Origin of the sequence: Micromonospora sp. NPDC004551 (genome assembly GCF_040609975.1) — a bacterium.
In the GTDB taxonomy this organism is placed as follows: Bacteria; Actinomycetota; Actinomycetes; order Mycobacteriales; family Micromonosporaceae; genus Micromonospora.
This window is the reverse complement of record NZ_JBEXLM010000002.1, coordinates 189,387-211,607: the sequence shown is the minus strand read 5'-3', so window position 1 is coordinate 211,607 and position 22,221 is coordinate 189,387. Positions and strand designations below refer to the sequence as shown.

Annotated in this window: 20 protein-coding genes and 1 pseudogene; 8 read left to right on the top strand and 13 right to left on the bottom strand. The window is 74.7% G+C overall.

The window, feature by feature from the left end:
* Positions 1-33: 33 nt before the first annotated feature.
* Positions 34-588: an NUDIX domain-containing protein gene (locus ABZW14_RS05000; RefSeq protein WP_355339940.1), complete on the top strand. Its 555-nt coding sequence runs from the start codon at positions 34-36 to the stop codon at positions 586-588.
* A 144-nt stretch (positions 589-732) separates the two neighbouring features.
* Here the strand turns inward: ABZW14_RS05000 and trpA are convergent, their stop codons facing one another.
* From trpA to trpC, 3 genes are read right to left on the bottom strand one after another with little or no spacing between them, the layout of a single operon-like run.
* Positions 733-1,536, bottom strand: a complete 804-nt coding sequence (trpA, locus tag ABZW14_RS04995) for a tryptophan synthase subunit alpha (RefSeq protein ID WP_355339937.1) — start codon at positions 1,534-1,536, stop codon at positions 733-735.
* Positions 1,537-1,540: 4 nt separating this feature from the next.
* The gene (gene trpB / locus ABZW14_RS04990; RefSeq protein ID WP_355339934.1) at positions 1,541-2,773 is read right to left on the bottom strand and encodes a tryptophan synthase subunit beta; all 1,233 of its coding nucleotides are present in this window, start codon (positions 2,771-2,773) and stop codon (positions 1,541-1,543) included.
* A 38-nt stretch (positions 2,774-2,811) separates the two neighbouring features.
* Complete coding sequence (gene trpC, locus ABZW14_RS04985; RefSeq protein WP_355340203.1) at positions 2,812-3,615, bottom strand: indole-3-glycerol phosphate synthase TrpC; 804 nt, start codon at positions 3,613-3,615, stop codon at positions 2,812-2,814.
* Between the two features lie 490 nt (positions 3,616-4,105).
* Between trpC and ABZW14_RS04980 the strand changes: the two genes are divergently transcribed.
* A complete protein-coding gene (locus ABZW14_RS04980; protein WP_355339931.1) occupies positions 4,106-4,381 on the top strand; it encodes a hypothetical protein in 276 nt (91 codons plus the stop codon).
* A gap of 35 nt (positions 4,382-4,416) precedes the next feature.
* On the opposite strand, the gene ABZW14_RS04975 is transcribed toward ABZW14_RS04980, so the two are convergent.
* From ABZW14_RS04975 to ABZW14_RS04950, 6 genes and pseudogenes are all read right to left on the bottom strand, one after another.
* On the bottom strand, positions 4,417-4,980 hold the full coding sequence (locus ABZW14_RS04975; RefSeq protein ID WP_355339928.1) for a Trp biosynthesis-associated membrane protein: 564 nt from the start codon (positions 4,978-4,980) through the stop codon (positions 4,417-4,419).
* Positions 4,977-6,530 carry an anthranilate synthase component I gene (locus tag ABZW14_RS04970; RefSeq protein WP_355339925.1) on the bottom strand — a complete coding sequence of 518 codons (1,554 nt, stop codon included), beginning with the start codon at positions 6,528-6,530 and terminating at the stop codon, positions 4,977-4,979. The genes ABZW14_RS04975 and ABZW14_RS04970 overlap by 4 nt, the downstream gene beginning before the upstream one ends.
* Positions 6,527-6,961, bottom strand: a complete 435-nt coding sequence (gene hisI / locus ABZW14_RS04965; protein ID WP_355340201.1) for a phosphoribosyl-AMP cyclohydrolase — start codon at positions 6,959-6,961, stop codon at positions 6,527-6,529. The genes ABZW14_RS04970 and hisI overlap by 4 nt, the downstream gene beginning before the upstream one ends.
* Positions 6,962-7,141: 180 nt before the next feature.
* Positions 7,142-7,465 (bottom strand): annotated as a pseudogene (locus ABZW14_RS04960) (phosphoribosyl-AMP cyclohydrolase); the annotation flags it as partial.
* 561 nt (positions 7,466-8,026) lie between these two features.
* Complete coding sequence (locus tag ABZW14_RS04955) at positions 8,027-9,022, bottom strand: aldo/keto reductase (RefSeq protein ID WP_355339922.1); 996 nt, start codon at positions 9,020-9,022, stop codon at positions 8,027-8,029.
* Positions 9,019-9,408 (bottom strand): MerR family transcriptional regulator, encoded by a 390-nt coding sequence (locus tag ABZW14_RS04950; RefSeq protein ID WP_355339919.1) that lies wholly within the window; start codon positions 9,406-9,408, stop codon positions 9,019-9,021. Before ABZW14_RS04950 ends, ABZW14_RS04955 begins: the two co-directional genes overlap by 4 nt.
* A gap of 105 nt (positions 9,409-9,513) precedes the next feature.
* Between ABZW14_RS04950 and ABZW14_RS04945 the strand changes: the two genes are divergently transcribed.
* From ABZW14_RS04945 to ABZW14_RS04935, 3 genes are read left to right on the top strand one after another with little or no spacing between them, the layout of a single operon-like run.
* Positions 9,514-10,239: an ABC transporter ATP-binding protein gene (locus tag ABZW14_RS04945; RefSeq protein ID WP_355340198.1), complete on the top strand. Its 726-nt coding sequence runs from the start codon at positions 9,514-9,516 to the stop codon at positions 10,237-10,239.
* Positions 10,236-10,991 carry an ABC transporter permease gene (locus ABZW14_RS04940; protein WP_355339916.1) on the top strand — a complete coding sequence of 252 codons (756 nt, stop codon included), beginning with the start codon at positions 10,236-10,238 and terminating at the stop codon, positions 10,989-10,991. Before ABZW14_RS04945 ends, ABZW14_RS04940 begins: the two co-directional genes overlap by 4 nt.
* Complete coding sequence (locus tag ABZW14_RS04935) at positions 10,991-11,584, top strand: TetR family transcriptional regulator (protein WP_355339913.1); 594 nt, start codon at positions 10,991-10,993, stop codon at positions 11,582-11,584. The genes ABZW14_RS04940 and ABZW14_RS04935 overlap by 1 nt, the downstream gene beginning before the upstream one ends.
* 104 nt (positions 11,585-11,688) lie before the next feature.
* Here the strand turns inward: ABZW14_RS04935 and ABZW14_RS04930 are convergent, their stop codons facing one another.
* Positions 11,689-13,476 carry an ABC transporter ATP-binding protein gene (locus tag ABZW14_RS04930; protein WP_355339910.1) on the bottom strand — a complete coding sequence of 596 codons (1,788 nt, stop codon included), beginning with the start codon at positions 13,474-13,476 and terminating at the stop codon, positions 11,689-11,691.
* A gap of 56 nt (positions 13,477-13,532) precedes the next feature.
* On the bottom strand, positions 13,533-15,407 hold the full coding sequence (locus ABZW14_RS04925; RefSeq protein WP_355339907.1) for an ABC transporter ATP-binding protein: 1,875 nt from the start codon (positions 15,405-15,407) through the stop codon (positions 13,533-13,535).
* Positions 15,408-15,622: 215 nt separating this feature from the next.
* On the opposite strand from ABZW14_RS04925, the gene ABZW14_RS04920 reads away from it, so the two are divergent.
* From ABZW14_RS04920 to ABZW14_RS04910, 3 genes are all read left to right on the top strand, one after another.
* Positions 15,623-16,252 (top strand): TIGR03085 family metal-binding protein, encoded by a 630-nt coding sequence (locus tag ABZW14_RS04920; protein WP_355339904.1) that lies wholly within the window; start codon positions 15,623-15,625, stop codon positions 16,250-16,252.
* A 128-nt stretch (positions 16,253-16,380) separates the two neighbouring features.
* Positions 16,381-17,331, top strand: coding sequence for a terpene synthase (locus ABZW14_RS04915; RefSeq protein ID WP_355339901.1), 951 nt, complete (start codon positions 16,381-16,383; stop codon positions 17,329-17,331).
* Between the two features lie 141 nt (positions 17,332-17,472).
* Complete coding sequence (locus ABZW14_RS04910) at positions 17,473-19,299, top strand: long-chain fatty acid--CoA ligase (protein ID WP_355339898.1); 1,827 nt, start codon at positions 17,473-17,475, stop codon at positions 19,297-19,299.
* A gap of 66 nt (positions 19,300-19,365) precedes the next feature.
* On the opposite strand, the gene ABZW14_RS04905 is transcribed toward ABZW14_RS04910, so the two are convergent.
* Together ABZW14_RS04905 and ABZW14_RS04900 are read right to left on the bottom strand one after the other, a co-directional pair.
* Positions 19,366-20,637, bottom strand: a complete 1,272-nt coding sequence (locus ABZW14_RS04905; protein WP_355340195.1) for a low temperature requirement protein A — start codon at positions 20,635-20,637, stop codon at positions 19,366-19,368.
* A gap of 114 nt (positions 20,638-20,751) precedes the next feature.
* Positions 20,752-22,209 carry a PLP-dependent aminotransferase family protein gene (locus tag ABZW14_RS04900; RefSeq protein ID WP_355339895.1) on the bottom strand — a complete coding sequence of 486 codons (1,458 nt, stop codon included), beginning with the start codon at positions 22,207-22,209 and terminating at the stop codon, positions 20,752-20,754.
* Positions 22,210-22,221 lie beyond the last annotated feature (12 nt).

Sequence of the window (22,221 nt, the reverse complement as noted above, 5' to 3'; positions counted from 1 at the left end):
CTTCTGGTTTGCACGGTCGTAGGCTCTTTGTCCATGAGCGCGCTCACCTGGGCGGTCGCCGCGGTCGTCACCGACCCGTCCGGCCGGGTGCTGCTGTGCCGGCGGTCCGGCGGCGGCCGGCGGTGGGCGCTGCCCGGCGGGCGGCTGCGCCGCGACGAGAGCCCGCCCGCCGCCGTGCGCCGGGAGATCCGCGCCGAGACCGGCTGGGAGGTCGAGCTGGTCGACCTGGTGGGCCTCTACCGGGTGGGCGACCCGGCCGCTCCCCCGCCCCCGGCCGGCCACTGCGGCGCCCTGCCGGACGTGCTGGTGCACGTGTTCCGGGCCCGGGCACTCGGCGGTACGCCGGCCGGCGTACCGGCGGGCGGCTGCCACCTCGACTGGCATCCGCCGGACGCGCTGCCCGAGGCGCTCACCCCGGCCACCCGCGCCGCCGTCGCCGACGCGCTGGCCGGCCGCTCCGGCGTCCTGTCCGAGACGACGCCGGGCGGTGGCGAGACCTCGCCGGCCGGCGCGGCAGCGCCCACCGGGGAAGCGGCGGCCCCGCCCGAACAGCGGGCCGGCGGCGAGCTGGGCACATCCCGGCGCTGACAGCCGCCCGACGCGAGACGAGCCGCCCCGGTCACGCTGACCCGGGTAGGGCCGCGAGCGCCTACCGACCTGATGACGCAACCGACTCACGGCCCGGCACGCGTCGACGCGAGGAGAGGGTGTGGAAGGCCCAGAGGCTCCCGGTCAGCGGACCGGGTTGCGGACGCCTTCGGCGAGTTCGGCGCTCAGGGTGCGCAGGGCCGCAAGCCCGGCGGCCTGATCGGGCGCGTCGAGCACACACCGGACCAGCGCGCTGCCCACGATCACCGCGTCGGCGTAGCCGGCGACCGTGCCGGCCTGGGCACCGGTGCCCACGCCCAGCCCGACGCCGACCGGCAGGTCGGTGACCTCGCGCAGCCGGGACACCAGGACCGGGGCCGCCTCGGAGGTCTGCGCCCGGGCGCCGGTCACCCCCATGATGGCGGTGGCGTAGACGAAGCCGCGGCAGTGCTCGGCGGTCATCTTCAGCCGGGCGTCGGTGGAGGACGGGGAGACCAGGAACGTCCGGTCCAGACCGTGGGCCTCGGAGGCGGCCAGCCACTCGCCGGCCTCCTCGGGGATCAGGTCCGGCGTGATCAGGCCGGTGCCCCCGGCGGCGGCCAGGTCGCGGGCGAACGTGTCGACGCCGTACTGCTCGATGGGGTTCCAGTAGGTCATGGTGACGACCGGCGCGCCGGTCGCGGCGACCGCGTCGATGATGCGCAGCGTGTCCGCGGTGCGCACGCCGCCGGCCAGGGCGATGTCGCTGGCCTTCTGGATGACCGGGCCGTCCATCACCGGGTCGGAGTAGGGGATCTCCACCTCGATGACGTCGACGCCGGCCTCGACCATGGCGGTCATCGCGGCGATGCTGCCCTCGACGGTGGGAAAACCGGCCGGCATGCAGCCGACCAGCACGGCCCGCCCGTCGGCCCGGGCCTTGTCGAAGGCGACCCCGATCCGGCTCACGCTCTCACTCCTTGTCGAGGATGCCGAAGTACGCACCGGCGGTGTGCACGTCCTTGTCGCCCCGGCCGGAGAGGTTGACCACGATGACCGGCTCCCGGCCCAGCTCGGCGGCGAGCTGCGGCGCGATCTTGCGGGCGCCGGCCAGTGCGTGCGAGCTCTCGATGGCCGGGATGATGCCCTCGGTGCGGCAGAGCAGCTCGAAGGCGGCCATCGCCTCGTCGTCGTCGACGGGCAGGTAGGTCGCCCGGCCGCTGTCGTGCAGCCAGGCGTGCTCGGGGCCGACGCCCGGGTAGTCGAGGCCGGCCGAGATCGAGTGCGACTCGATCGTCTGGCCGTCCGCGTTCTGCAGCACGTACGTGCGGGTGCCGTGCAGGACGCCCGCCGAGCCGCCGGTGATGCTGGCGGCGTGCCGGCCGGTCGCCACGCCCTCGCCACCGGCCTCGAAGCCGTAGAGCCGCACACCGGTGTCGGGCACGAAGGCGTGGAAGATGCCGAGCGCGTTGGAGCCGCCGCCCACGCAGGCCGCGACGGCGTCCGGCAGCGCGCCGGTGAGGTCGAGGCACTGCCGGCGGGCCTCCACACCGATGCCGCGCACGAAGTCCCGGACCATCTCGGGGAACGGGTGCGGGCCCGCCGCGGTGCCGATCAGGTAGTGGGTGCTGTCGACGTTGGCGACCCAGTCCCGCATCGCCTCGTTCATCGCGTCCTTGAGCGTGCGCGAGCCGGTGGTGACCGGGACCACGGTGGCGCCGAGCATCCGCATCCGGGCCACGTTGAGCGCCTGCCGCTCGGTGTCCACCTCACCCATGTAGACCACGCACTCGAGGTCGAACAGGGCGGCGGCGGTGGCGGTGGCCACGCCGTGCTGGCCGGCGCCGGTCTCGGCGATCACCCGCCGCTTGCCCATCCGCTTCGTGAGCAGCGCCTGGCCGAGGACGTTGCGGACCTTGTGCGCGCCGGTGTGGTTGAGGTCCTCCCGCTTGAGCAGGACCCGGGCGCCGATCTGGGCGGAGAGCCGCCGGGCCTCGTACAGCAGCGAGGGCGTGCCGGCGTAGTCGCGCAGCAGGGCGTCGAACTCGGCGAGGAAGTCCTCGTCGGTCATCGCCTTCCGGTACGCCGCGTCCAGCTCGTCGAGCGCGGCGACCAGTGCCTCGGGGACGAACCGGCCACCGAACCGGCCGAAGTGACCGGCGGCGTCGGGAAGCCGGCCGGCCGGGGCCGCGGCGTCAGTGCTCATCGCGGGAGTCCTCTCGACGTGTCGGGCCCCGGCGCGGGTCAGCGCACCGGGCGGGGCGTGGCCGGGTGGTTACCGGCGTTGACCAGCTCGGCGACCGCCTCGCGGGGGCTCTTCTGGGTGACCAGGCCCTCGCCGACCAGGACCGCGTCGGCGCCGGCCGAGGCGTAGCGGATCAGGTCGTGCGGGCCGCGCACGCCGGACTCGGCGATCTTGACGACGCTGCTGGGCAGGCCGGGGGCGATCCGCTCGAACACCGAACGGTCGACCTCCAGGGTACGCAGGTCGCGGGCGTTGACGCCGATCACCTGGGCACCGGCCTCCATGGCCCGGTCGGCCTCCTCCTCGGTGTGCACCTCGACGAGCGCGCACATGCCCAGCGACTCGATCCGCTCCAGTAGCCCGACGAGGACGTTCTGCTCCAGCGCGGCGACGATCAGCAGCACCAGGTCGGCGCCGTGCGCGCGGGCCTCGTGCACCTGGTAGCTGGAGACCACGAAGTCCTTGCGCAGCACCGGCACGTTCACCGCGGCACGGACCGCGGCCAGGTCGTCCAGCGACCCGCCGAACCAGCGGCCCTCGGTGAGCACGCTGATCGCCCGGGCGCCGCCGGCCGCGTAGTCGACGGCCAGGTCGGCCGGGTCGGCGATCTCGGCCAGCCGCCCCTTGGACGGCGACGAGCGCTTCACCTCGGCGATCACGGCCACGCCGGGCCGGCGCAGCGCCGCGTACGCGTCCAGCGGCGGCGGCGCGGCGGCGGCCAGCTCGCGGATCCGCTCCAGCGGAACCTGTTCCTGTCGCCGGGCCACGTCCTCGCGCACGCCGGCCAGGATCTCGTCGAGCACGCTTGCGGACGCCGCCGAACCGGCCTCGTCCCCCTCCGCGTGCGCATGCTCAGCAGTCACCAACGGACTCCCCTCTCCGGGTGTCATGGGCCGATGCTAGGGGGCGCCACCTGGAGGCAAGTGCCCGGGGGTATGGCGCTCCTCACGAAATGGGCTGTGGCATGATGGCCGACTTCGGGTGAACACGGCGTCACGCAGCGCCACCGCGCCCATCGACCGGCATCGCTCGGGCGCGCCCCGCGCCCCCGGCCACCACATCGACCGCCGCCCATGACCCATCTCACCATGGCGGCCCGCTCCGCGCAGGAGCGTGACGGCCGTCGATGCTGTGAGCAAGCTCAAGGACGAACGACCCTGCCCAGGTCGGACCGGCTGCCGCAGAGTTGACCCGGGCGTCACGCGGGCGAAACGTGAGCCCGGCAGCATCCTCCTCGGGCAGACTCGATGAGGCGGCTGCCGACCGTCGCCAACGATCTCGTGCGGGGTGACCATGAGCGCCAACGGGCCGAACCAGAGCCTCGGATTCACCACCATCTCCCGGAGCGTCGCGTCGCTCGCCTTCGGCGTGGTGCACACCCTCGAACGCACCATCGCGGGCGACGGCCGGATGCGTACCGCCCGGGGCAACGCCTGGGAGGCGGTCTGCGCCGACCGGGCCCGGGCCGCGCAGCGCCGCGAGCTGGACCGCCTGGTGGCCGAACTGGCCGCCGCCCGCGCCGCGGCCCGGGAGCGGCGGGACGCCCGCGACGCCCAGCCGGTGCGCTGACCGGTTGGCGCGGGCCCTCGACGGCGCCCGCCAGGTCAGCCGACCGTCGGGTCCTCGCCCCGGTCCAGCGCCTCCCACGCGTCGCGGGTGCCCCGCTCGACGGCCGGCCGGTTCTCCCCGGCGGGAGCGGCCGGCCGCGCCGACCGTCGCTCGTAGCGGGCGCCCATCGCCGGCCAGCCACCGCCACGCAGCGCGGTGAACAGCCCGCCGGCCACCAGGACCAGCCCGCCCGCCAGCACCAGCGCCGGCCACTGCCGGCTCACCCCGGCTTCGGTGAGGCCGTATCCGCCGCCGGCCGCCACACCCAGCCCGAGCAGGGTCAGCAGGCCACCGAGCAGCCGCCGGACCCGCCCCCGGGTCGCCAGCACCGCGCCGCCGCCGGCCAGCCCGACCAGTGCCAGCGCCGACACCCAGGGCAGCACCTCCGCGCCGGTGCGGGCGTGCCGGGTGGGCGGCAGCGAGCCGCGCGCGGTCAGTTCGACGGACCAGGTGCGGGTCACCGCCCAGAACGCCAGGCCCGCGCCGGCCAGGCAGAGCAGCACCGCGTACGTCAGCTCGCGCCGGCCCCGCGCGGCGGGCGCGCCGGTCGACGCGCTCATCGTGCGGCCCGCAGCGTCTCGGCGGCGGCGATCGCGGCGAGCACGGCGGCGGCCTTGTTGCGGGTCTCCTGGTCCTCGGCGGCGGGATCGGAATCGGCCACCACGCCCGCGCCGGCCTGCACGTAGGCCCGGCCCTCGCGGATCAGCGCGGTGCGGATGGCGATGGCCATGTCCAGGTCACCGCCGAAGCCGAAGTAGCCGACGGTGCCGCCGTAGAGCCCTCGGCGGACCGGTTCCAGCTCCTCGATGATCTCCATGGCGCGCACCTTCGGCGCGCCGGAGAGGGTGCCGGCGGGGAAGGTCGCGGCCAGCGCGTCGAAGGCGGTGCGGTCCTCGCGCAGCTCGCCGACGACCGTGGAGACGATGTGCATGACGTGGCTGTACCGCTCGATGGTGGCGAACTCCGGCACCTCGACGGTGCCCGGCCGGCAGACCCGGCCGAGGTCGTTGCGGCCCAGGTCGACCAGCATGACGTGCTCGGCGCGCTCCTTCGGGTCCGCGAGCAGCTCGGCGGCGAGCCGGGCGTCGGCCTCGGGGGAGCCGCCACGCGGCCGGGTGCCGGCGATCGGGTGCAGCAGCGCCCGGCGCCGCCCGTCCGCGGCGCCGCTCACCTTGAGGTGCGCCTCCGGCGAGGAGCCGACGATGTCGAAGCCGTCGAAGCGCAGCAGGTACATGTACGGGCTGGGATTCGTCGTGCGCAGCACCCGGTAGACGTCGAGCGGGTCGGCGTGGGTGGGGCGCTCGAAGCGCTGGCTGAGCACGATCTGGAAGCACTCGCCGGCCCGGATCGCCTCCTTGGCCGCCTCCACCGCCTTCGGGTAGCCGCCCTCCGGCGTCCGGCTGACCACCTCGCCGACGCCGGGCCGGGCGACGGTCGAGATCATGGGCGGAATCGGTCGGGACAGCGCCGTGGTCATCGCGTCGAGGCGACCCACGGCGTGGTGGTACGCCGCCGCGACCAGCGATTCCCGGTCGGGCGTGTCGAGCGGGGGCAGCACCGCGTTGGCGACCAGGATCGCCGAGCCGTCGTAGTGGTCGAGCACCACGAGGTCGGTGGCGAGCATCATGCCCAGCTCCGGCACGTCCAGCTCGTCCTCGGTCAGCTCGGGCAGCCGCTCGAAGCGGCGGACCAGGTCGTACCCGAGGTAGCCGACCATGCCCCCGGTGAGCGGTGGCATGCCGCTGGCCGGGACCCAGTCCGGGCCCGCCAGGGCGGCGACGGTCTCGCGGAGGGCGGCCACCGGGTCGCCGGCGGTCGGCACCCCGGCGGGCGGCTCGCCGGCCCAGACCGCCGCGCCGTCCCGCTCGGTCAGCGTGGCGCTGCTGCGCACCCCGATGAAGGAGTAGCGCGACCAGGCCATCCCGGCCGAGCCGACGCCCTGCTCGGCGGACTCCAGCAGGAACGTGCCGGGGCCACCGGCGAGCTTGCGGTAGACGCCGACCGGGGTCTCCGCGTCGGCGAGCAGCCGCCGGGTGACCGGCACGACCCGCCAGCGGGCCGCCAGGTCGGCGAAGGCGGCCTGGTCCGGACTGACCGTGCCGTCGGTCATGACGTCGCCTCCGGGGAGCTGACCGGCAGCTCGGTGAAGAAGCACGTGCGGTGCCCGGTGTGGCAGGCGGCGCCGACCTGCTCGACGCTCACCAGCAGCGCGTCGCCGTCGCAGTCCAGGGCGACCGAGCGGACGTACTGGTGGTGGCCGGAGGTGGCGCCCTTGACCCAGTACTCCTGGCGACTGCGCGACCAGTAGGTGGCGCGGCCCGTGGTGAGGGTGCGGTGCAGGGCCTCGTCGTCCATCCAGGCGACCATCAGCACCTCGCCCGTGTCGTGCGCGCGGACCACCGCGGCCACCAGGCCGTCGGGGGTGCGGCGCAGCCGGGCCGCGATGGCCGGGTCGAGCTGGGAGGGGCGGGCCGGGCCGGGGGCCACGGCGCCGCCGGAGCTGGCGGGTACGCCGGTCACCGGCGCGTCAGAGGCGGGCACGGTTGACCATTCTCCCGCACGCGGCACCGGCACCGCCGACGTGTCCCGGCGGGCGGGCGCCGGACGGTCCAGCGCCCGGGTGAGCTGGCCGAGATAGCGGTCCAACCGCCCGTCGACCAGGGCCGCGGCCAGGTCCGCGCCGCCGACCGTGGCGATCTCCTCCGCGTACGGGCGGATCAGCGGGACGATCCCGGTGACCAACCGGCCGGCGGCGGCGCCCACCTCGGCGGTCTCGCCGGGGCGCAGCCCGAGGCAGCGCAGCATGTCCTCGCGGTAGCCGGGGGGCGCGACCGGCAGGTCCAGCGCGGCCGACAGGGCGGCCCGGCGGGACACCACCCGCACCGAGGGGTTGGCCAGCCGCAGCACCGACGGGCAGAGCCGGGCCAGGTCGGCGGCGCCGAGCCGGACACCCACCGGGTCGTCGGCCCAGCGGGCGCCGGCCACCTTGCCCAGGGTGGCGATCAGCTCCTCCAGGCGGGGCTCGTCGGCGGGCTGGCAGAGCACCGGCAGGTCGATCCGGCGCCGCCACTCCGGTGCCGCCCAGAGCAGCCGGGCCGGCGCGGTGACCGGCAGCCCGAACGCCCAGTCGGCGGGCTGGCCCAGCCGCCGCACCCAGGAGCGCACGTCGCGGGCGGCCACCGAGACGTGCACGAGCCGGCCGGCGAACTCGGCGAGGTACGCCCGCCGGGCCGCGTACGGCGTGGTGGTGACGGCCCGGCCCGCCGCCCCGGGCGCCGGGGCGGCGGCCGGCTCGCCCGTGCCGGGCCGCTCGTCGTCGACGGCGACCAGCACGTCCACGTCGACGTCGCTGTGCTCGGTGGCGGCCCGCCGGGCGTGGCTGCCACGCAGCAGGATCCCGACGACGGGACGGTCCTCGGCCTGCCGGAGGCGGGCGGCCCAGTCGTCGAGGAACTCGGGCAACGCCAGCTCGGCGCGCCTGTCGCCGCGCGGAGACCTGGAGCCGCCGCCGGTCTCGGGCAACGGAGCGGGACGCACGGCGCCATGGTGCCGGACGTCCGATCTTGGCGCAATGACCGATGCCGGACCGGGTGTCCGCCGCTGCGGCTAGTGCCCGACCGTTCGCATTCCTGCCGGGGTGTACCTTTCCCCCGCCACGGCGCCGGTGGGGACCGCCCCGCTCAGCCGGTCCCGCTGCTCCGGGGTGAGCCGCAGGTCGGCCGCGGCCGCGTTCTCCTCCAGGTAGCGGACCCGCTTGGTGCCCGGGATCGGGAGGACGTCCTCGCCCTGGGCGAGCAGCCAGGCCAGCGCCGCCTGGGCGGGGGTGCAGCCCAGTTCGGCGGCCACCGCGCGGACCGCCTCGACCAGCTTCAGGTTGGCGTCGAGGTTGCCGTCGGCGAACCGCGGGACCGTGCGCCGCCAGTCGTCCTCGGCGAGCTGGTCGCGGCCGGTGATGGCACCGGTGAGCAGTCCCCGCCCGACCGGCGAGTACGCCACCAGCGACACGCCCAGCTCCCGGCAGGTGGCCAGCATCTCGCCCTCGACGTCCCGGGTGAACAGCGAGTATTCCATCTGGACCGCGGAAATCGGGTGGACCGCGTGCGCCGCCCGCAGCGTCGCGGGGCTGACCTCCGAGAGGCCGACGAGCCGCACCTTGCCCGCCTGGACGAGCTCGGCCAGCGCGCCGACGGTCTCCTCGATCGGCGTGTCCGGGTTGCGCCGGTGCAGGTAGTAGATGTCGATGCCGAGCCGGGCCAGCGAGGCGTCGCACGCCTGCTTCGCCCAGGCGGCGCTGCTGTCCACGTAGGCGCCCGGGCTGCCGGTGCCGCCGAAGCTGTCACCGCTGGTGCGGTTGCCGAACTTGGTGGCCAGGAAGACCTCGTCCCGCCGCGCCCGGACCACCGGGCCGAGCAGCCGCTCGTTCGCGCCGAAGCCGTACATGTCGGCGGTGTCGAGGTGGTTGACCCCGAGGTCGAGGGCCTGGTGCAGGGTCCGCGTCGACTCGGCGTCGTCGGCGCCGCCGTAGGCGAAGCTCATCCCCATGCAGCCCAGGCCGATCGCCGAGACCTCCGGGCCGGTCGCGCCCACCCGTCGCTTGATCATGCCAACTCCTCCTCCGCCCGGCGGTACGCGTCGATCTTGTGGTCGAGGACCTTGAGGTCCTCCTCCAGCTCGGCCATGCGGGCCAGGACCCGGCGCCGGTGCGCCTCGAACAGGGCGCGCCGGGCGCCGAGCGTGCGGTCCCCCTGCCGGGCCAGTTCGGCATAGCGCCGCATGTCGCGCACGGGCATGCCGGTGCGCCGCAGCCGGGTGAGCAGGAACAGCCAGTTGACGTCCGACTCGGTGTAGCGCCGGCGGCCCGCGGAGTCCCGGCCGACCGGGGCGACCAGACCCTCCTGCTCGTACCAGCGCAGGGTGTAGGTGGTGAGGCCGACCCGTTCCGCCGCCTCACCGACGGTGAGGCTCGTCTCCCGCGTGCTGATGTCCACGCGTCCACACTTCCAGTTCGAGGGCACTCGAAGTCAACCTTGCGCGCGGCCGGGCAACTCATCTAGCGTTGAGTTCATCGGATGATGAATTCCTGGGAGGCGGGCATGGACGACGCGGTGTCGGTCCGTGACCTGGTGGTCGAGCGGGGCCGGCGGCGGGTGCTCCAGGGCATCTCCTGCGCGGTGCCCCGCGGCATGGTCACCGGGCTGCTCGGGCCGAGCGGCAGTGGCAAGACCACCCTGATGCGGGCGATCGTCGGGGTGCAGACGGTCTCCTCGGGCACGGTCACCGTGCTGGGCCGGCCCGCTGGGGCGGCCGACCTGCGCCGCCGGGTCGGCTACCTGACCCAGGCGCCCAGCGTCTACGCCGACCTGACCGTCCGGGAGAACGCGCGCTACTTCGCCGCCCTGCACGGGCGGGACCACGCCCACGCCGACCAGACGGTCGCCGACGTGGGGCTGGCCGCCGCGGCCACCCAACTGGTCGGCAACCTCTCCGGCGGCCAGCGCAGCCGCGCCTCGCTGGCCTGCGCCCTGGTCGGCGACCCCGAGCTGGTCATCCTCGACGAGCCCACCGTGGGCCAGGACCCGGTGCTGCGGGCCGACCTGTGGGCCCGGTTCCACGCCATGGCCGCCGCGGGCAGCACGCTGCTGGTGTCCAGCCACGTGATGGACGAGGCGGGCCGGTGCGACCGCCTGCTGCTCATCCGGGACGGCCGGCTGGTCGCCGACGACACCCCTGACGCGGTCCGCGCCGCCACCGGGGTGGACGACCTGGAAGAGGCGTTCCTCCGGTTGATCAAGGCGAGCGAGCAGGAGGGCTCGGCATGAACCCGCACATCCTGGCCGCCACCACCGGGCGGATCCTGCGCCAGCTCCGGCACGACAAGCGGACCGTGGCGCTGCTCATCGTGGTCCCCACCGTGCTGCTCACGCTGGTCTACTTCATGTACGTCGACCAGCCCACCCCGCCGGGGCAGCCCACGGTCTTCGACCGGGTGGCGCTGATCATGCTGGGCTTCTTCCCGTTCATCATCATGTTCCTGGTGACCAGCATCGCCATGCTGCGGGAGCGCACCACCGGCACGCTGGAACGGCTGCTCACCACCCCGCTGGCCAAGCTCGACCTGCTCTTCGGCTACGGCATCGCGTTCGGCCTGGCCGGCGTGGTCCAGGCCACCGTCGCCTCGGCCGTGGCGTACTGGGTGTTCGGCCTGACCACCGCCGGCAGCATCGGGCTCGTGATCATGATCGCCGCGATCAACGCCGTGCTCGCGGTCGCGCTCGGGCTGTTCTGCAGCGCGTTCGCCCGCACGGAGTTCCAGGCCGTGCAGTTCATGCCGGTGGTGGTCGCCCCCCAACTGCTGCTCTGCGGGCTCTTCGTGCCGCGCGGCCAGATGGCCGGCTGGCTCCAGGCGATCAGCGACGTGCTGCCCCTGTCGTACGCCGTCGAGGCGCTCCAGGAGGTCGGCGCGCACGCCGACCCGACCGGGACGATGTGGCGGGACGTGGCGATCGTCGCCGGGGCGGCGGTCGCGGCGCTGGTGCTGGCCGCCGCGACGCTGCGGCGGCGCAGCGGATGATGGCGCGCCGCACCGGCCGGCGGCCCGGCAACCCGGACACCCGGGAGGCCATCCTGGCGGCGGCCCGGGCGGCGTTCGCCGAGCGGGGCTTCGACGCCGTCTCGATCCGGGCGATCGCCACCGCCGCCGGAGTGGACCCGGCACTGGTGCACCACTACTTCGGCACCAAGGAGGAGCTGTTCCGGGCCACCGTGGCGATCCCGGTCGATCCGGCGCGGTTGCTGCCGGCCGTGATGGCCGGCGGCCCGGACCGGGTGGGTGAGCGCCTGGTCCGCACGTTCCTCACCGTGTGGGACTCGCCCGTCGGCGGGGCCGCCGTGGCCCTGCTCCGCTCGGCGGTGAGCAGCGAGTGGACGGCCCGGCTGCTGCGGGAGTTCCTGACCACCCAGGTGCTGCGGCGCGTCCTCGACCAGCTCGACGTCGACCCGGCACAGTTGCCGCTGCGGGGCGGGCTGGTGGCCACCCAGGTCGCCGGGCTGGCCATGATGCGCTACGTCATCCGCCTCGAACCGATCGCCTCCGCCGATGCGGAGACCCTGGTCGCCGCGGTCGGCCCGACCGTGCAGCGCTACCTCACCGGCGACCTGGACTGAGTCAGGCGAAGCCGGCGGCCCGCGGGCAGAGCATCGGGTGCAGCAGCCGGGCCGACTCGGCCGGGCCGGCGACCGGGTGCTCCAGCCCGGGTGGACCCGCAGGATCAGCGGGTCTGCTCCAGCCAGGAGGCGTAGAGCAGGGCGTACACCGACTCCGGGTCCCGCAGCAGCTCGTCGTGCGGGCCCCGCTGCACGATCCGCCCCCGGTCCACCACGATCACCTCGTCGGCGGCCTGGGCCGTGGACAGCCGGTGGGCGATGGCCAGCGTCGTCCGGCCCCGGGTGACCGCGTCCAGGGTGCGCTGGAGGCGCACCTCGGTGGCCGGGTCGACGGCGCTGGTCGCCTCGTCCAGCACCAGCAGGTCGGGATCGGCCACGTACGCCCGGGCCAGCGCGACGAGCTGCCGCTCGCCGACGCTCAGCGCCTCGCCCCGCTCGCCCACCGGGGTGTCCAGACCGGCCGGCAACCCGTCCAGCCAGTCGGCCAGGCCCAGCTCGGAGAAGGCGGCGGTGAGCTGCGCGTCGGTCAGCTCCGGGCGGGCGAACCGGACGTTCTCCCCCACCGTGGCGTCGAACAGGAAGCCGTCCTGCGGAACCATCACCACCCGCGAGCGCAGCGACTCGAACCGCACCTCGCGCAGCGAGACGCCGGACAGCAACACCTCGCCCTCGGTGGGATCCATGAGCCGGGTGAGCAGCTTGGCGAAGGTGGTCTTGCCGCTGCCGGTCTCGCCCACGACGGCCACCCGGCTCTTGGCCGGGATCTCCAGCGTCACGTCGTGCAGCACCGGCGGGCCGCCCGGGTACGCGAAGGTCACGCCCGCGAAGCGGATGTCCAGCGGGCCGGACGGCAGCTGCCGGCCCTGCTCCCCCGGGTCGGCCACGTCCGGCGCGACGTCCAGCACGTCGAGCACCCGGCGCCAGCCGGCGATCGCGTTCTGTGCCTCGTTGAGCACCTCGGTGGCGATCTGCACCGGCTGGATGAAGAGCGTCACCAGGAACAGGAACGCGGTGAGCTGGCCGATCGACAGGGTGCGGTCGACGCCCAGGTTGACCCCGACCACCACCACGCCGGCGAGGGCCAGGCCGGCCGCCAGCTCACCGACGGAGCTGCCCACGATGCTGATCCGGATGGCCTTCTGCTGAGCCCTGCGCTGCCCCTCGATCGCCGCGTCCAGCCGCCGGGCGGTGCGCCCGGAGATGCCGTACGCCCGGATCACCGGGGCGCCCACCACGCTCTCGCCGATCGTGCCGAGCAGGGTGCCCATCCGCTGCCGGACCAGCCCGTACGCGCCGGCGAGCCGGCGCTGGAGCAGCCGGATCACCAGCACCGCCGGCGCGAACGCCGCGAGCACCACGAGGGTCAGCTGCCAGGAGTAGGCCAGCATCACGACGGTGGTCACCACGAGCTGGCCCAGGTTGACGATGAGGATCACGCCGCCCCACTGGAGGAACTGGGTGATCTGGTCGACGTCGCTGGTGACCCGGGAGACCAGGGACCCGCGCCGCTCGGACTGCTGGTGCAGCATGGACAGGTCGTGCACGTGCCGGAACGCCCGGGTGCGCACCCCCGCCAGCGCGGTCTCGCTGACCGTGAACAGCCGGCGCATCATCAGGTAGCCGCAGGTGGTGGTGACCACCAGCACGGCGGCCGTGACCACCACGGTCAGCGAGACCACGTCCAGGTCGAGGCCGCCCACGATGCCGTGGTCGATGCCGCGCTGCACGGCCACCGGCACGGCGACCCGGCCGATCATGTAGATCAGGGCCAGCGCCAGGGTGCCGGCCAACCCGGTCTTCAGCTCCGGGGAGAGCGCCAGCCCGCGCCGCAGCGTCCGCCAGGTCGACTCGGTCGCCTCGGCCGGCCGCTCGGCCTCAACAGTCGCGCTCACCGTGTCGGTCTTCGTTCGCGACTGCGGGGCTCGCAGGCCCGGCTCACTCCTCGCGCTCACCGGTCAACCTCGATTTCCAGCCCGGAGGTCAGCGGGGTGACCTCGTCGTACGTGCGGGTCTGCTCGCGTTCCTGCTCGGCCTGCTCATAGGCGGTGACCAGGTCGGCGTAGCCGGGGACGGTGGCGAGCAGGTCGGTGTGCGTGCCGCGGGCCACCACCCGGCCGTGCTCGACGTAGATCACCTCGTCGGCGAGCGCGATGGTGGCCCGCCGGTAGGCGACCACCACGATCGAGGCGGGTGCTCCCCCGTCGGCAGGTGCGCGCAGCCCGGCCAGGATGGCCGCCTCCACCCGCGGGTCGACGGCGCTCGTGGCGTCGTCGAGCACCAGCAGCCGGGGCCGGCCGGCGAGCGCCCGGGCCAGCGTGAGCCGCTGCCGCTGCCCGCCGGAGAGCGAGGTGCCCCGCTCGCCGACCATCGTGTCCAGCCCGTCGGGCAGCGCGGCCACGAAGCCGTCCGCCTCGGCCAGCCGCAGCGCCGCCCAGACCTCGTCGTCGCCGATGCCGGCGCGGTCCAGGGTGATGTTGGCCCGCACCGTGTCGTCGAAGACGAACGGCACCTGGGCGACCAGGGCCACCGTCGAGGCCAGCGAGGCGGCCGTCAGCTCCCGCACGTCGACGCCGTCCAGGGTGACCGTGCCGGTGCGCGGGTCGACCAGCCGCACGGCCAGCGAGGTGATGGTGGACTTGCCGGCGCCGGTCGGCCCGACCAGGGCGACCGTCTTCCCGGCCGGCACGGTGAAGGTGACCTCGCCGAGCACCTCGGTGCCGGGCAGGTGCGCCTCGGCCGGCTCGTAGCCGAAGTGCACGTCGTGGAAGGCGAGCGTGGCCGGTGCCGGCGTGGCCGGGTCGAGCGTCACCTCGCCGTACGGCATCTCGCCGGTGGCGTCGAGGACCCGGCGGACCCGGTCCCAGCCGGCGACGCTGCGCGGCAGCTCGGCCAGCACCCAGCCGATGGCCCGCACCGGGAAGGCCAGCACGGTGAAGAGGAAGGCCACGCTGACCAGCTCGGTCACGGTGATCGCGCCCTGCCGGAGCCGGACCGCGCCGACCACCAGCACGGCGAGCGTGCCGAGGCTGGGCAGCGTCTCCAGCATCGGGTCGAAGACACCGCGCAGCTTGCCCACGGAGATCAGCGCGTCCCGCAGGTCGCCGGCCCGCGCGGCGAACCGGGCGGTCTCCTGGGCCTCCCGGCCCATCGTCTTGACCACCAGGGCGCCGTCGAAGCTCTCGTGGGCGATGCCGCTGACCTCGGCGCGCAGCCGCTGCGCGCGGGCCTGGCGGGGCGCCATCCGGCGGGAGTAGACCACGTTGAGCGCGAACAGCGCCGGGAACACGGCCAGGCCGACCAGCGCGAGGGCCCAGTCGGTGAGGAAGAGCGAGACCACGGCGCCGACCAGCATCACGAGGGTGCCGACGGCGAAGGGCAGTGGCGCGATCGGGTACCAGGCGGCCTCGACGTCCGAGTTGGCGTTGGAGAGCAGGGTGCCGGTGGCGTTGCGGTGGTGCCAGGCCAGCGGCAGGTCCAGGTAGCGGCGGGTGACCCGGCGGCGGTAGGCGGCCTGGAGCCGGTACTGCATGTAACCGGCCCCGAGCCGGCGGCCGAAGATGCCGACCACCCGCAGCACGCTGATCCCGAACAGGGCGGCGGCGGCGAGCGCCAGGGCGCCGCCGGTCACCGACCCGCGGGCCACCGCCGGGACCACCACCTTGCCGACCACCGCACCGACCACGTACGCGCTGGCGATCACCATGAGGCCGAAGAGCACGCTGCCGGCCACCGCGACCGCGAAGATGCGCGGCTGCTCCCGGATGGCCCGGCCGAGTACCCGTAGTCCTCTGCCGAGGACGTCCCGACTTGTCGCGCTCGCCACGCTCTCCCCCGCCGTAAGCCACAGTTTTCTCCCTCATCCTTACCGCTTGACCCCGGCTCCGCCGACCCGGCCCCGATATGTCGGCCGTCACTCCCTCCCGCACGAGCCGTCCAGCAGGGCGGATGCCCGCCCGGCCGAGCCGGGCGCGGGCCACGCGACGCCGCCGCCGGATCGCGCCGGACGCGCGCACCGGCCCGCGGGCCTACGATCGGGCCATGCCGCGGTACGCCCGAACGGAGCGCGAGGCGCTCGCCGACCTGATGCTGGAGCTGGGACCGGACGCGCCGACGGTCAACGAGGGGTGGACCACCCGCGACCTCGCGGCGCACCTGCTGGTGCGGGAGCGCCGGCCGGACGCGGCGGGCGGCATCCTGCTGCCGCCGCTGCGGGGTTACGGCGAGGCGGTGCGCCGGCGGGTGGCCGCCGGGCCCTACCCGGACCTGGTGGCCCGGGTCCGCCGTCCGCCGGTGTGGAGCCCGGTGAGCAACCCCCTCACCGACGAACTGGCCAACGGCCTGGAGTTCTTCATCCACCACGAGGACGTGCGCCGGGCCCGGCCGGGCTGGCTTCCCCGCAACCTGCCGGCCCGCCAGCAGGCGGCGCTCTGGAAGCGGGCCGCCGTGCTGGCCCGGCTGGCGTTGCGGCGCTTCCCGGCGGACCTGCTGATCCAGGCCCCCGGCTACGGCGAGCGGGCCGTCGGCCGCGGCGGCGAGCGGCTGCGGGTCGTGGGCGCGCCGGGCGAGCTGGTGCTGTTCCTCTCCGGCCGGCAGCGGGTGGCCCGGGTGCAGGTGGACGGCCCGGCCGAGCCGGCGGAGCGATTGCGGACGGCCGGCCTGGGCTTCTGACGGAGCGTGCCCGCCCGGTGGCCGAACGTGGTGGGACCGGCTGCGGCCCAGCGACCGAGGCCGATGCAGCCTGCCGTACGCTCCTGTGCCGCCGCCCAACCCCGGGGCGGCGGGACAAGGGGAGACGGATGCGAGGCTTCGCGCTCTCGGCACTGCACGAACCCCCCTTCCCGGCGCGCCGGCACGCCGCCGTCGAGATGGTCGCCGGGCAGAGCGCCGGGTGGGTCGTCGACATCGGCCTGATCGACACTCCGGCGGGGCTGCGCCGACTGGCCGGCGCCCACCCCGTGGAGCTGGCCGGGCGGGCCTGCCCGGACGCGCCGGTCGACGGGCTGCGGCTGCTCGCCGACCTGATCAGCTGGCTGTTCGTGATGGACGACGCGTGCGACGAGGACGGCCTGGGCGCCAGCCCGACGCAGCTCGCGCCGACTGTGGCGGCCCTGCTGGAGGTGCTCGACCGGCACGGCGATCCGGCCGCGCCGGCCCCGGCCGCGGCCGGCCCGCTGGCCGTGGCGCTGGACGACCTGTGCCGGCGGGTCCGCGACCGGCGCCGGCCGGCGCTGCTGCTGCGCCTGGTCAGCCAGCTGCGTGAGTACCTGCTGGCCCTGCTCTGGGAGGCGGCCAACCGGGAGCACCGCCGGGTGCCCGGGGTGGCCGAGTACGTGCAGATGCGCCGGCACACCGGTGGCGCCCGGCCCAGCTTCACCCTGACCGACCTGGCCCAGCCGGCCGTCACCGGCCCGGCCCGGCGGGCGGATCCGGCGCTGGCCGCCCTGGAGGCGCTCGCCGCCGACCTGGTCTGCTGGTGCAACGACCTGTTCTCCTACGACAAGGAGCGGGCGACCGGCCCGGACGCGCACAACCTGGTCACCACGATCGCCGGCGAGACCCGGCGGGGCGAGGAGGCGGCGCTGCGCGCGGCGGCCGCCCGGTTCAACGAAGGCCTGGCGGCGTACGCGGAGCGGGACGCCGCGCTGGCCGCGACGGGCGACGACGGGGTCCACGCCTTCCTCGCCACCCGGCGGAACTGGATCCGGGCCACCTACGACTGGTCCCGCGCCGCCACCCGGTACGCCTGAGCTGCGTTCCACCTCCCGGGACCGTGGTCGCCCCAGGCCAGAAGGGCTAGCCGCTGCCCCGGTCCAGGCAATACTCTTCGGTAACCGCAGAATGGCGTGACCCCCGTCACGTCCCTCCACCCTCTGAAGGCGGCTACAGCGATGGCTCTCGATGTACCGTACCGTTCCGTACCCGACATGTTCCTCAAGCGTGTGGCGGACTCCCCCGACCGCCACGCCTTCGCCCACCCCGCGCCGGACGACTCCGGGCCGGTCTGGCTGACGTGGGAGCAGGTCGGGCAGCGCGCCAGGGCGATCGCCGCCGGATTGCACGGGCTCGGCGTCGGCCTGGAGGACCCGGTGGCGATCCTGGCCAACACGCGGCTGGAGTGGGTGCTCGCCGACTTCGGGATCATGTGTGCCGGCGGGGCCACCACCACCGTCTACCCGACCACCGAGCCGGAGGACGCGACCTACATCGTCGGCGACTCCGGGTCCAAGGTGCTCTTCGCGGAGAACCCGGCCCAGGCGGCGAAGATCGCCGGCAGCGCGGTGCCGGCGCTCACCCACGTGGTGCTCTTCGACGGTGCGCCCGACCCGGCCGCCGGCATCCCGCAGCTCACCCTGGCCGAGTTGGAGGAACGGGGCGCCCGGGCGCTGGCCAACGAGCCCGACCTGATCGACATGCTGGTCGCCGGGATCGGCCCGGACCACCTGGCCACCCTGATCTACACCTCGGGCACCACGGGCCGGCCCAAGGGCGTCGAGCTGCTGCACGGCGGCTGGTGCTGGGAGGGCGTGGCGCAGGCCGAGCTGGGCCTCCTGCACGCCGACGACCTGCAGTACCTGTGGCTGCCGCTGTCCCACTCGTTCGGCAAGACGCTGCTCTGCGGCGCCACCCACGTGGGCCTGCCCACCTACGTCGACGGCCGGGTGGACAAGCTGGTCGACCTGCTCGGGGTGATCCGGCCGACGCTCATGTGCGGCGCGCCCCGGGTCTTCGAGAAGGTCTACAACAAGGCGGTCACCACGGCCCAGAGCGCCGGCGGCGCGAAGGCGAAGATCTTCGCCTGGGGCGTCGCCGTGGGCAAGGAGAAGGTCGCCCTGGAGCAGGCGCGCAAGCCGGTGCCGGCCGGGTTGAGACTGAAGTACGCGCTGGCCGAGAAGCTGGTGTTCAGCAAGCTCCAGGCCCGGCTCGGCGGCCGGATGCGGGTGCTGGTCTCCGGGGCCGCGCCGCTGAGCCAGGAGATCGCCACCTTCTTCGCCGCGGCCAACCTGCCCATCTCCGAGGGGTACGGGCTCACCGAGACCAGCGCGGGCGCGTTCGTGAACCCGCCCGATGGGCTGAAGATCGGCAGCGTGGGCCGGGCCATGGGCGACCTGGAGTGCCGGATCGACACCGACGGCGAGATCCTGATGCGCGGCAAGCCGGTCATGCGCGGCTACCACAACCTGCCCGAGGAGACCGCCGCCGCGTTCACCGAGGACGGCTTCTTCCGCAGCGGCGACATCGGCACCCTCGACGACGACGGCTACCTGCGCATCACCGACCGGAAGAAGGACCTGGTCAAGACCTCGGGCGGCAAGTACATCGCGCCGTCGCACATCGAGGGCATGTTCAAGGCCGTCTGCCCGTACACCTCGCAGGCCGTGGTGATCGGGCAGGCGCGCAACTACTGCACGATGCTGGTCACGCTCGACCCGGACGCCATCAAGGGCTGGGCCGCCGGCACGCCGCTGGAGGGCCGCGACTACACGGCGATCGTCACCTCCCCCGAGGCGCAGGCCATGGTCGAGGGTTACGTGGCCGAGCTGAACGGCAAGCTCAACCGCTGGGAGACGATCAAGAAGGTGACGATCCTGCCCCGGGATCTCACCATCGAGGACGGCGAGGTCACCCCGTCGCTGAAGATCAAGCGCCGGAGCGTGGAGACCAACTTCGCCGACGAGATCGACAAGATGTACGCGGGCAGCCTCGCCGAGCTGTAGCGGGCCCGCACCGCACGGCGCCGGCCGTGCCCCTCCGTCCCGGGGCACGGCCGCGGCCGCGCCTGGTCACAGGTGCTCCTGGCGCCAGCGGCTCTGGTCCTCCTCCGTGGCGAGCTGCTCCTCGAGCGCGAGCTGCCGCACCTGGCGCCGCCGGCCGTCCTCGCTGACCGTCTCCGCCATCACTCCGACGGTGGTGAGCACCGCCAGCACCCCCAGCGCGACGAGCTCCGGGATCCGGGCGGCGAACGGGGCCACGACGGCGAGCACCACGACCGTGATCAGCAGCGGCCGGTGCACCTCCCGCAGCGCCACCAGCGCGCAACCGGCGAGGCTGAGCAGGTAGAGCCCCACCCCGCCGTAGATGATGGCGGCCCAGAAGGGGCCCAGCGGCTCGCCCCAGCTGGGGGTCTCCGGGCTGGCCGACTCGGCGAGCAGGTCCTTGAGGCCGAGGGCGAAGAGGATGGTTCCGGCGATCAGGGGCAGATGCAGGAACGTGTAGACGTCCCGGGCGAGCCGGAGCCGCGCGGCCGGGTCGCGGGCGTGGTGCAGCGCCTGCTCCAGCGCGAACGCCAGGGTGTCGAAGTACGCCCACCACAGCATCGCCACGACCAGGACGCCGAGCAGCGCGGCCACCGCCACCGGGCGGGTGAGCGGCAGCCCGGTCTTCGGGCCGAGCCCCAACGCGATGATCGACTCGCCGAGCGCGATGAGCACCATGAGGGCGTGCCGTTCCGCCCAGTGGCCGGCGGAGACCACCACCCACCACCGCGCGGCGAGGGTCACCCCGCCGACGTACTCGACAAGCAGCGCCACGGTCCAGAGGGCCAACTGGAGGACCACGGCGAGCGGCCGGTCCGGCAGTCGCTGCGGCACCGTGCCCGCGACCACCAGCAGCACGGTGGCCACCGCCGGCAGCCCGACGCGCGACAGCAGCCGGCGGCGCCGGACCGGATCCGAACGGTCCCGCACGCCGAGGACGACGATCTGCGCCATCCGGATCGTGAAGTAGCAGCCCGCGAAGACCAGCGGGCCGTGCAGCCCGCCGGGACGGTCGACGAACGCGCTCGGCACGCTGAGCACCAGCAGGAAGGTGGCGGCCACCGTGAAGACGCCGACCACCGGCAGCAGGCCCTGGTCGGCGCGCACCGCGTTGCCGAGCCGGGCGAAGCCGGTCCACGACCACCAGAGCAGCGCAAGCACCAGCAGGCAGCGGTAGAGGTTGGCCGGGGAGAGCAGGCTGGCGGTCAGGGTGGTGACGTTGATGAACGCGAAGACGAAGACGAGGTCGTAGAAGAGTTCCAGCCGGGTGGTCCGGGAGCCGGGCGCATTGGGCCACACGGCGCGCGACCACCGGGTGCCACCGCCGTTCCTCACCTGCGCAGTCTGCGCGCTGCGACCCCGGCCCCGGCGCCGATCGGAAGATCCCTACCGGAAGGAGGGCCGGTGCCCGGGTCAGGCGATGACGCTCGGCTCCCGCCACTGCGGGCGGCCGGTCCGGTCCAGGTCGTACCGGACCGCGGCCAGCCGGCCCACGGCCTCCTCCAGGTCCGCGACGGGCAGGGTGAAGGGCAGCCGGAGGAACCGCTCCAGGGTGCCGTCCAGGCCGAACCGCGGTCCGGGCGCCAGGCGTACGCCGACCTCCTCGGCGGCGCGGGCCAGCGCGCTGGAGATCGGGCCGTCCAGCTCCACCCAGAGCGTCACGCCGCCGCGCGGCACGGTGACCCGCCAGTCGGGCAGCCGGTCGGCCATCGCCTTCACCAGGGCGTCCCGCTGGGCGGCGAGCTGGAGCCGGCGGTCGGCCACGATGCCCGGACCCTGGGCCAGCAGGTGCACGGCCACGAGCTGGTCGAGCACCGGGCTGGCCATGTCCACGCCGACCCGGGCGGCGGCCAGCCGCTGCACCTGCGGCGCGGACGCCCGGACCCAGCCGATCCGCAGCCCACCCCAGTACGGCTTGCTCATCCCGCCGATGCTGATCACCCGGGAGTGCCGGTCGAAGGTGGCCACCGGCGGCGGCAGCGGGGTGCCGTCCAGCGGCAGGTCCACGAAGGACTCGTCCACGACCAGGTCGGTCCCGGCGGCGTGCGCCGCGCCGACCAGCCGCTCGCGCAGGTCGGTCGCCATGAGGTGGCCGGTCGGGTTGTGGAACTCGGGGATCAGGTACGCCAGCTTGGGCCGGGTCTGCCGGATGCTGCCGAGCAGCAGGTCGGCGTCCCAGCCGTCCCCGTCGGCGGCGAGCCCGTGGGTGGTGATCCGGGCGCGCCGGGCCGACAGCGCGGCGAGGGCGTTCGGGTAGGTGGGCGACTCCACCAGCACCCCGCCGCCGGGCGACAGGGCCAGCCGCAGCACCAGGTCCAGCGCGTGCTGGGTGCCGCTGGTCACCATGATCTGCTCGGGACTGGTCGGCAGCCCCCGCTCGGTGTACGCGTGGGCCACCGCCTCGCGCAGCTCGATGATGCCGGTCGGGTGGTAACCGGCCCCGCCCAGGTAGCGCGGCAGGTCCTCGGCGGCGGCCCGGGCCGCCGGCACGAGCTGCGCCGGGGCGGAGAGGGCGGCCACGCCCAGATCGATCATGTCCCGGTCGTCCAGCGGGGTCCACAGCCCGGTGCTGGCCATCCGGTGGGTGCCCGGCAGCATGGTCCAGCTCCCGGCGCCGCGGCGGCTGGCCAGGTGGCCGGTCTCCCGCAGCTCCCGGTAGGCGGCGGTCACCGTGGTCCGGCTGATCCGCAGCGCCTCGGCCAGCTCCCGCTCGGCGGGCAGGCGTACCCCGAGGGGGAGCCGGCCGTCGGCGAGCAGTCCGCGGACCGCGGCGGCGAGCGCGGCGTAGTCGGGGCTGCGGCGGCGGCCCGGCAGGGCATGCCACTGCCCGAGAAGCCGAGCCAATTGGACGCCACGCACCTGACTCGTCACGGCCACCCCTCC

Bases quoted from the DNA above. Each gene is read 5' to 3' on its own strand.
- ABZW14_RS05000 (WP_355339940.1), top strand. From the start codon at position 34: ATGAGCGCGCTCACCTGGGCGGTCGCCGCGGTCGTCACCGACCCGTCC.
- trpB (WP_355339934.1), bottom strand. From the start codon at position 2,773: ATGAGCACTGACGCCGCGGCCCCGGCCGGCCGGCTTCCCGACGCCGCC.
- ABZW14_RS04980 (WP_355339931.1), top strand. From the start codon at position 4,106: ATGAGCGCCAACGGGCCGAACCAGAGCCTCGGATTCACCACCATCTCC.
- ABZW14_RS04975 (WP_355339928.1), bottom strand. From the start codon at position 4,980: ATGAGCGCGTCGACCGGCGCGCCCGCCGCGCGGGGCCGGCGCGAGCTG.
- ABZW14_RS04970 (WP_355339925.1), bottom strand. From the start codon at position 6,530: ATGACCGACGGCACGGTCAGTCCGGACCAGGCCGCCTTCGCCGACCTG.
- ABZW14_RS04955 (WP_355339922.1), bottom strand. From the start codon at position 9,022: ATGATCAAGCGACGGGTGGGCGCGACCGGCCCGGAGGTCTCGGCGATC.
- ABZW14_RS04945 (WP_355340198.1), top strand. From the start codon at position 9,514: ATGGACGACGCGGTGTCGGTCCGTGACCTGGTGGTCGAGCGGGGCCGG.
- ABZW14_RS04940 (WP_355339916.1), top strand. From the start codon at position 10,236: ATGAACCCGCACATCCTGGCCGCCACCACCGGGCGGATCCTGCGCCAG.
- ABZW14_RS04935 (WP_355339913.1), top strand. From the start codon at position 10,991: ATGGCGCGCCGCACCGGCCGGCGGCCCGGCAACCCGGACACCCGGGAG.
- ABZW14_RS04920 (WP_355339904.1), top strand. From the start codon at position 15,623: ATGCCGCGGTACGCCCGAACGGAGCGCGAGGCGCTCGCCGACCTGATG.
- ABZW14_RS04915 (WP_355339901.1), top strand. From the start codon at position 16,381: ATGCGAGGCTTCGCGCTCTCGGCACTGCACGAACCCCCCTTCCCGGCG.
- ABZW14_RS04910 (WP_355339898.1), top strand. From the start codon at position 17,473: ATGGCTCTCGATGTACCGTACCGTTCCGTACCCGACATGTTCCTCAAG.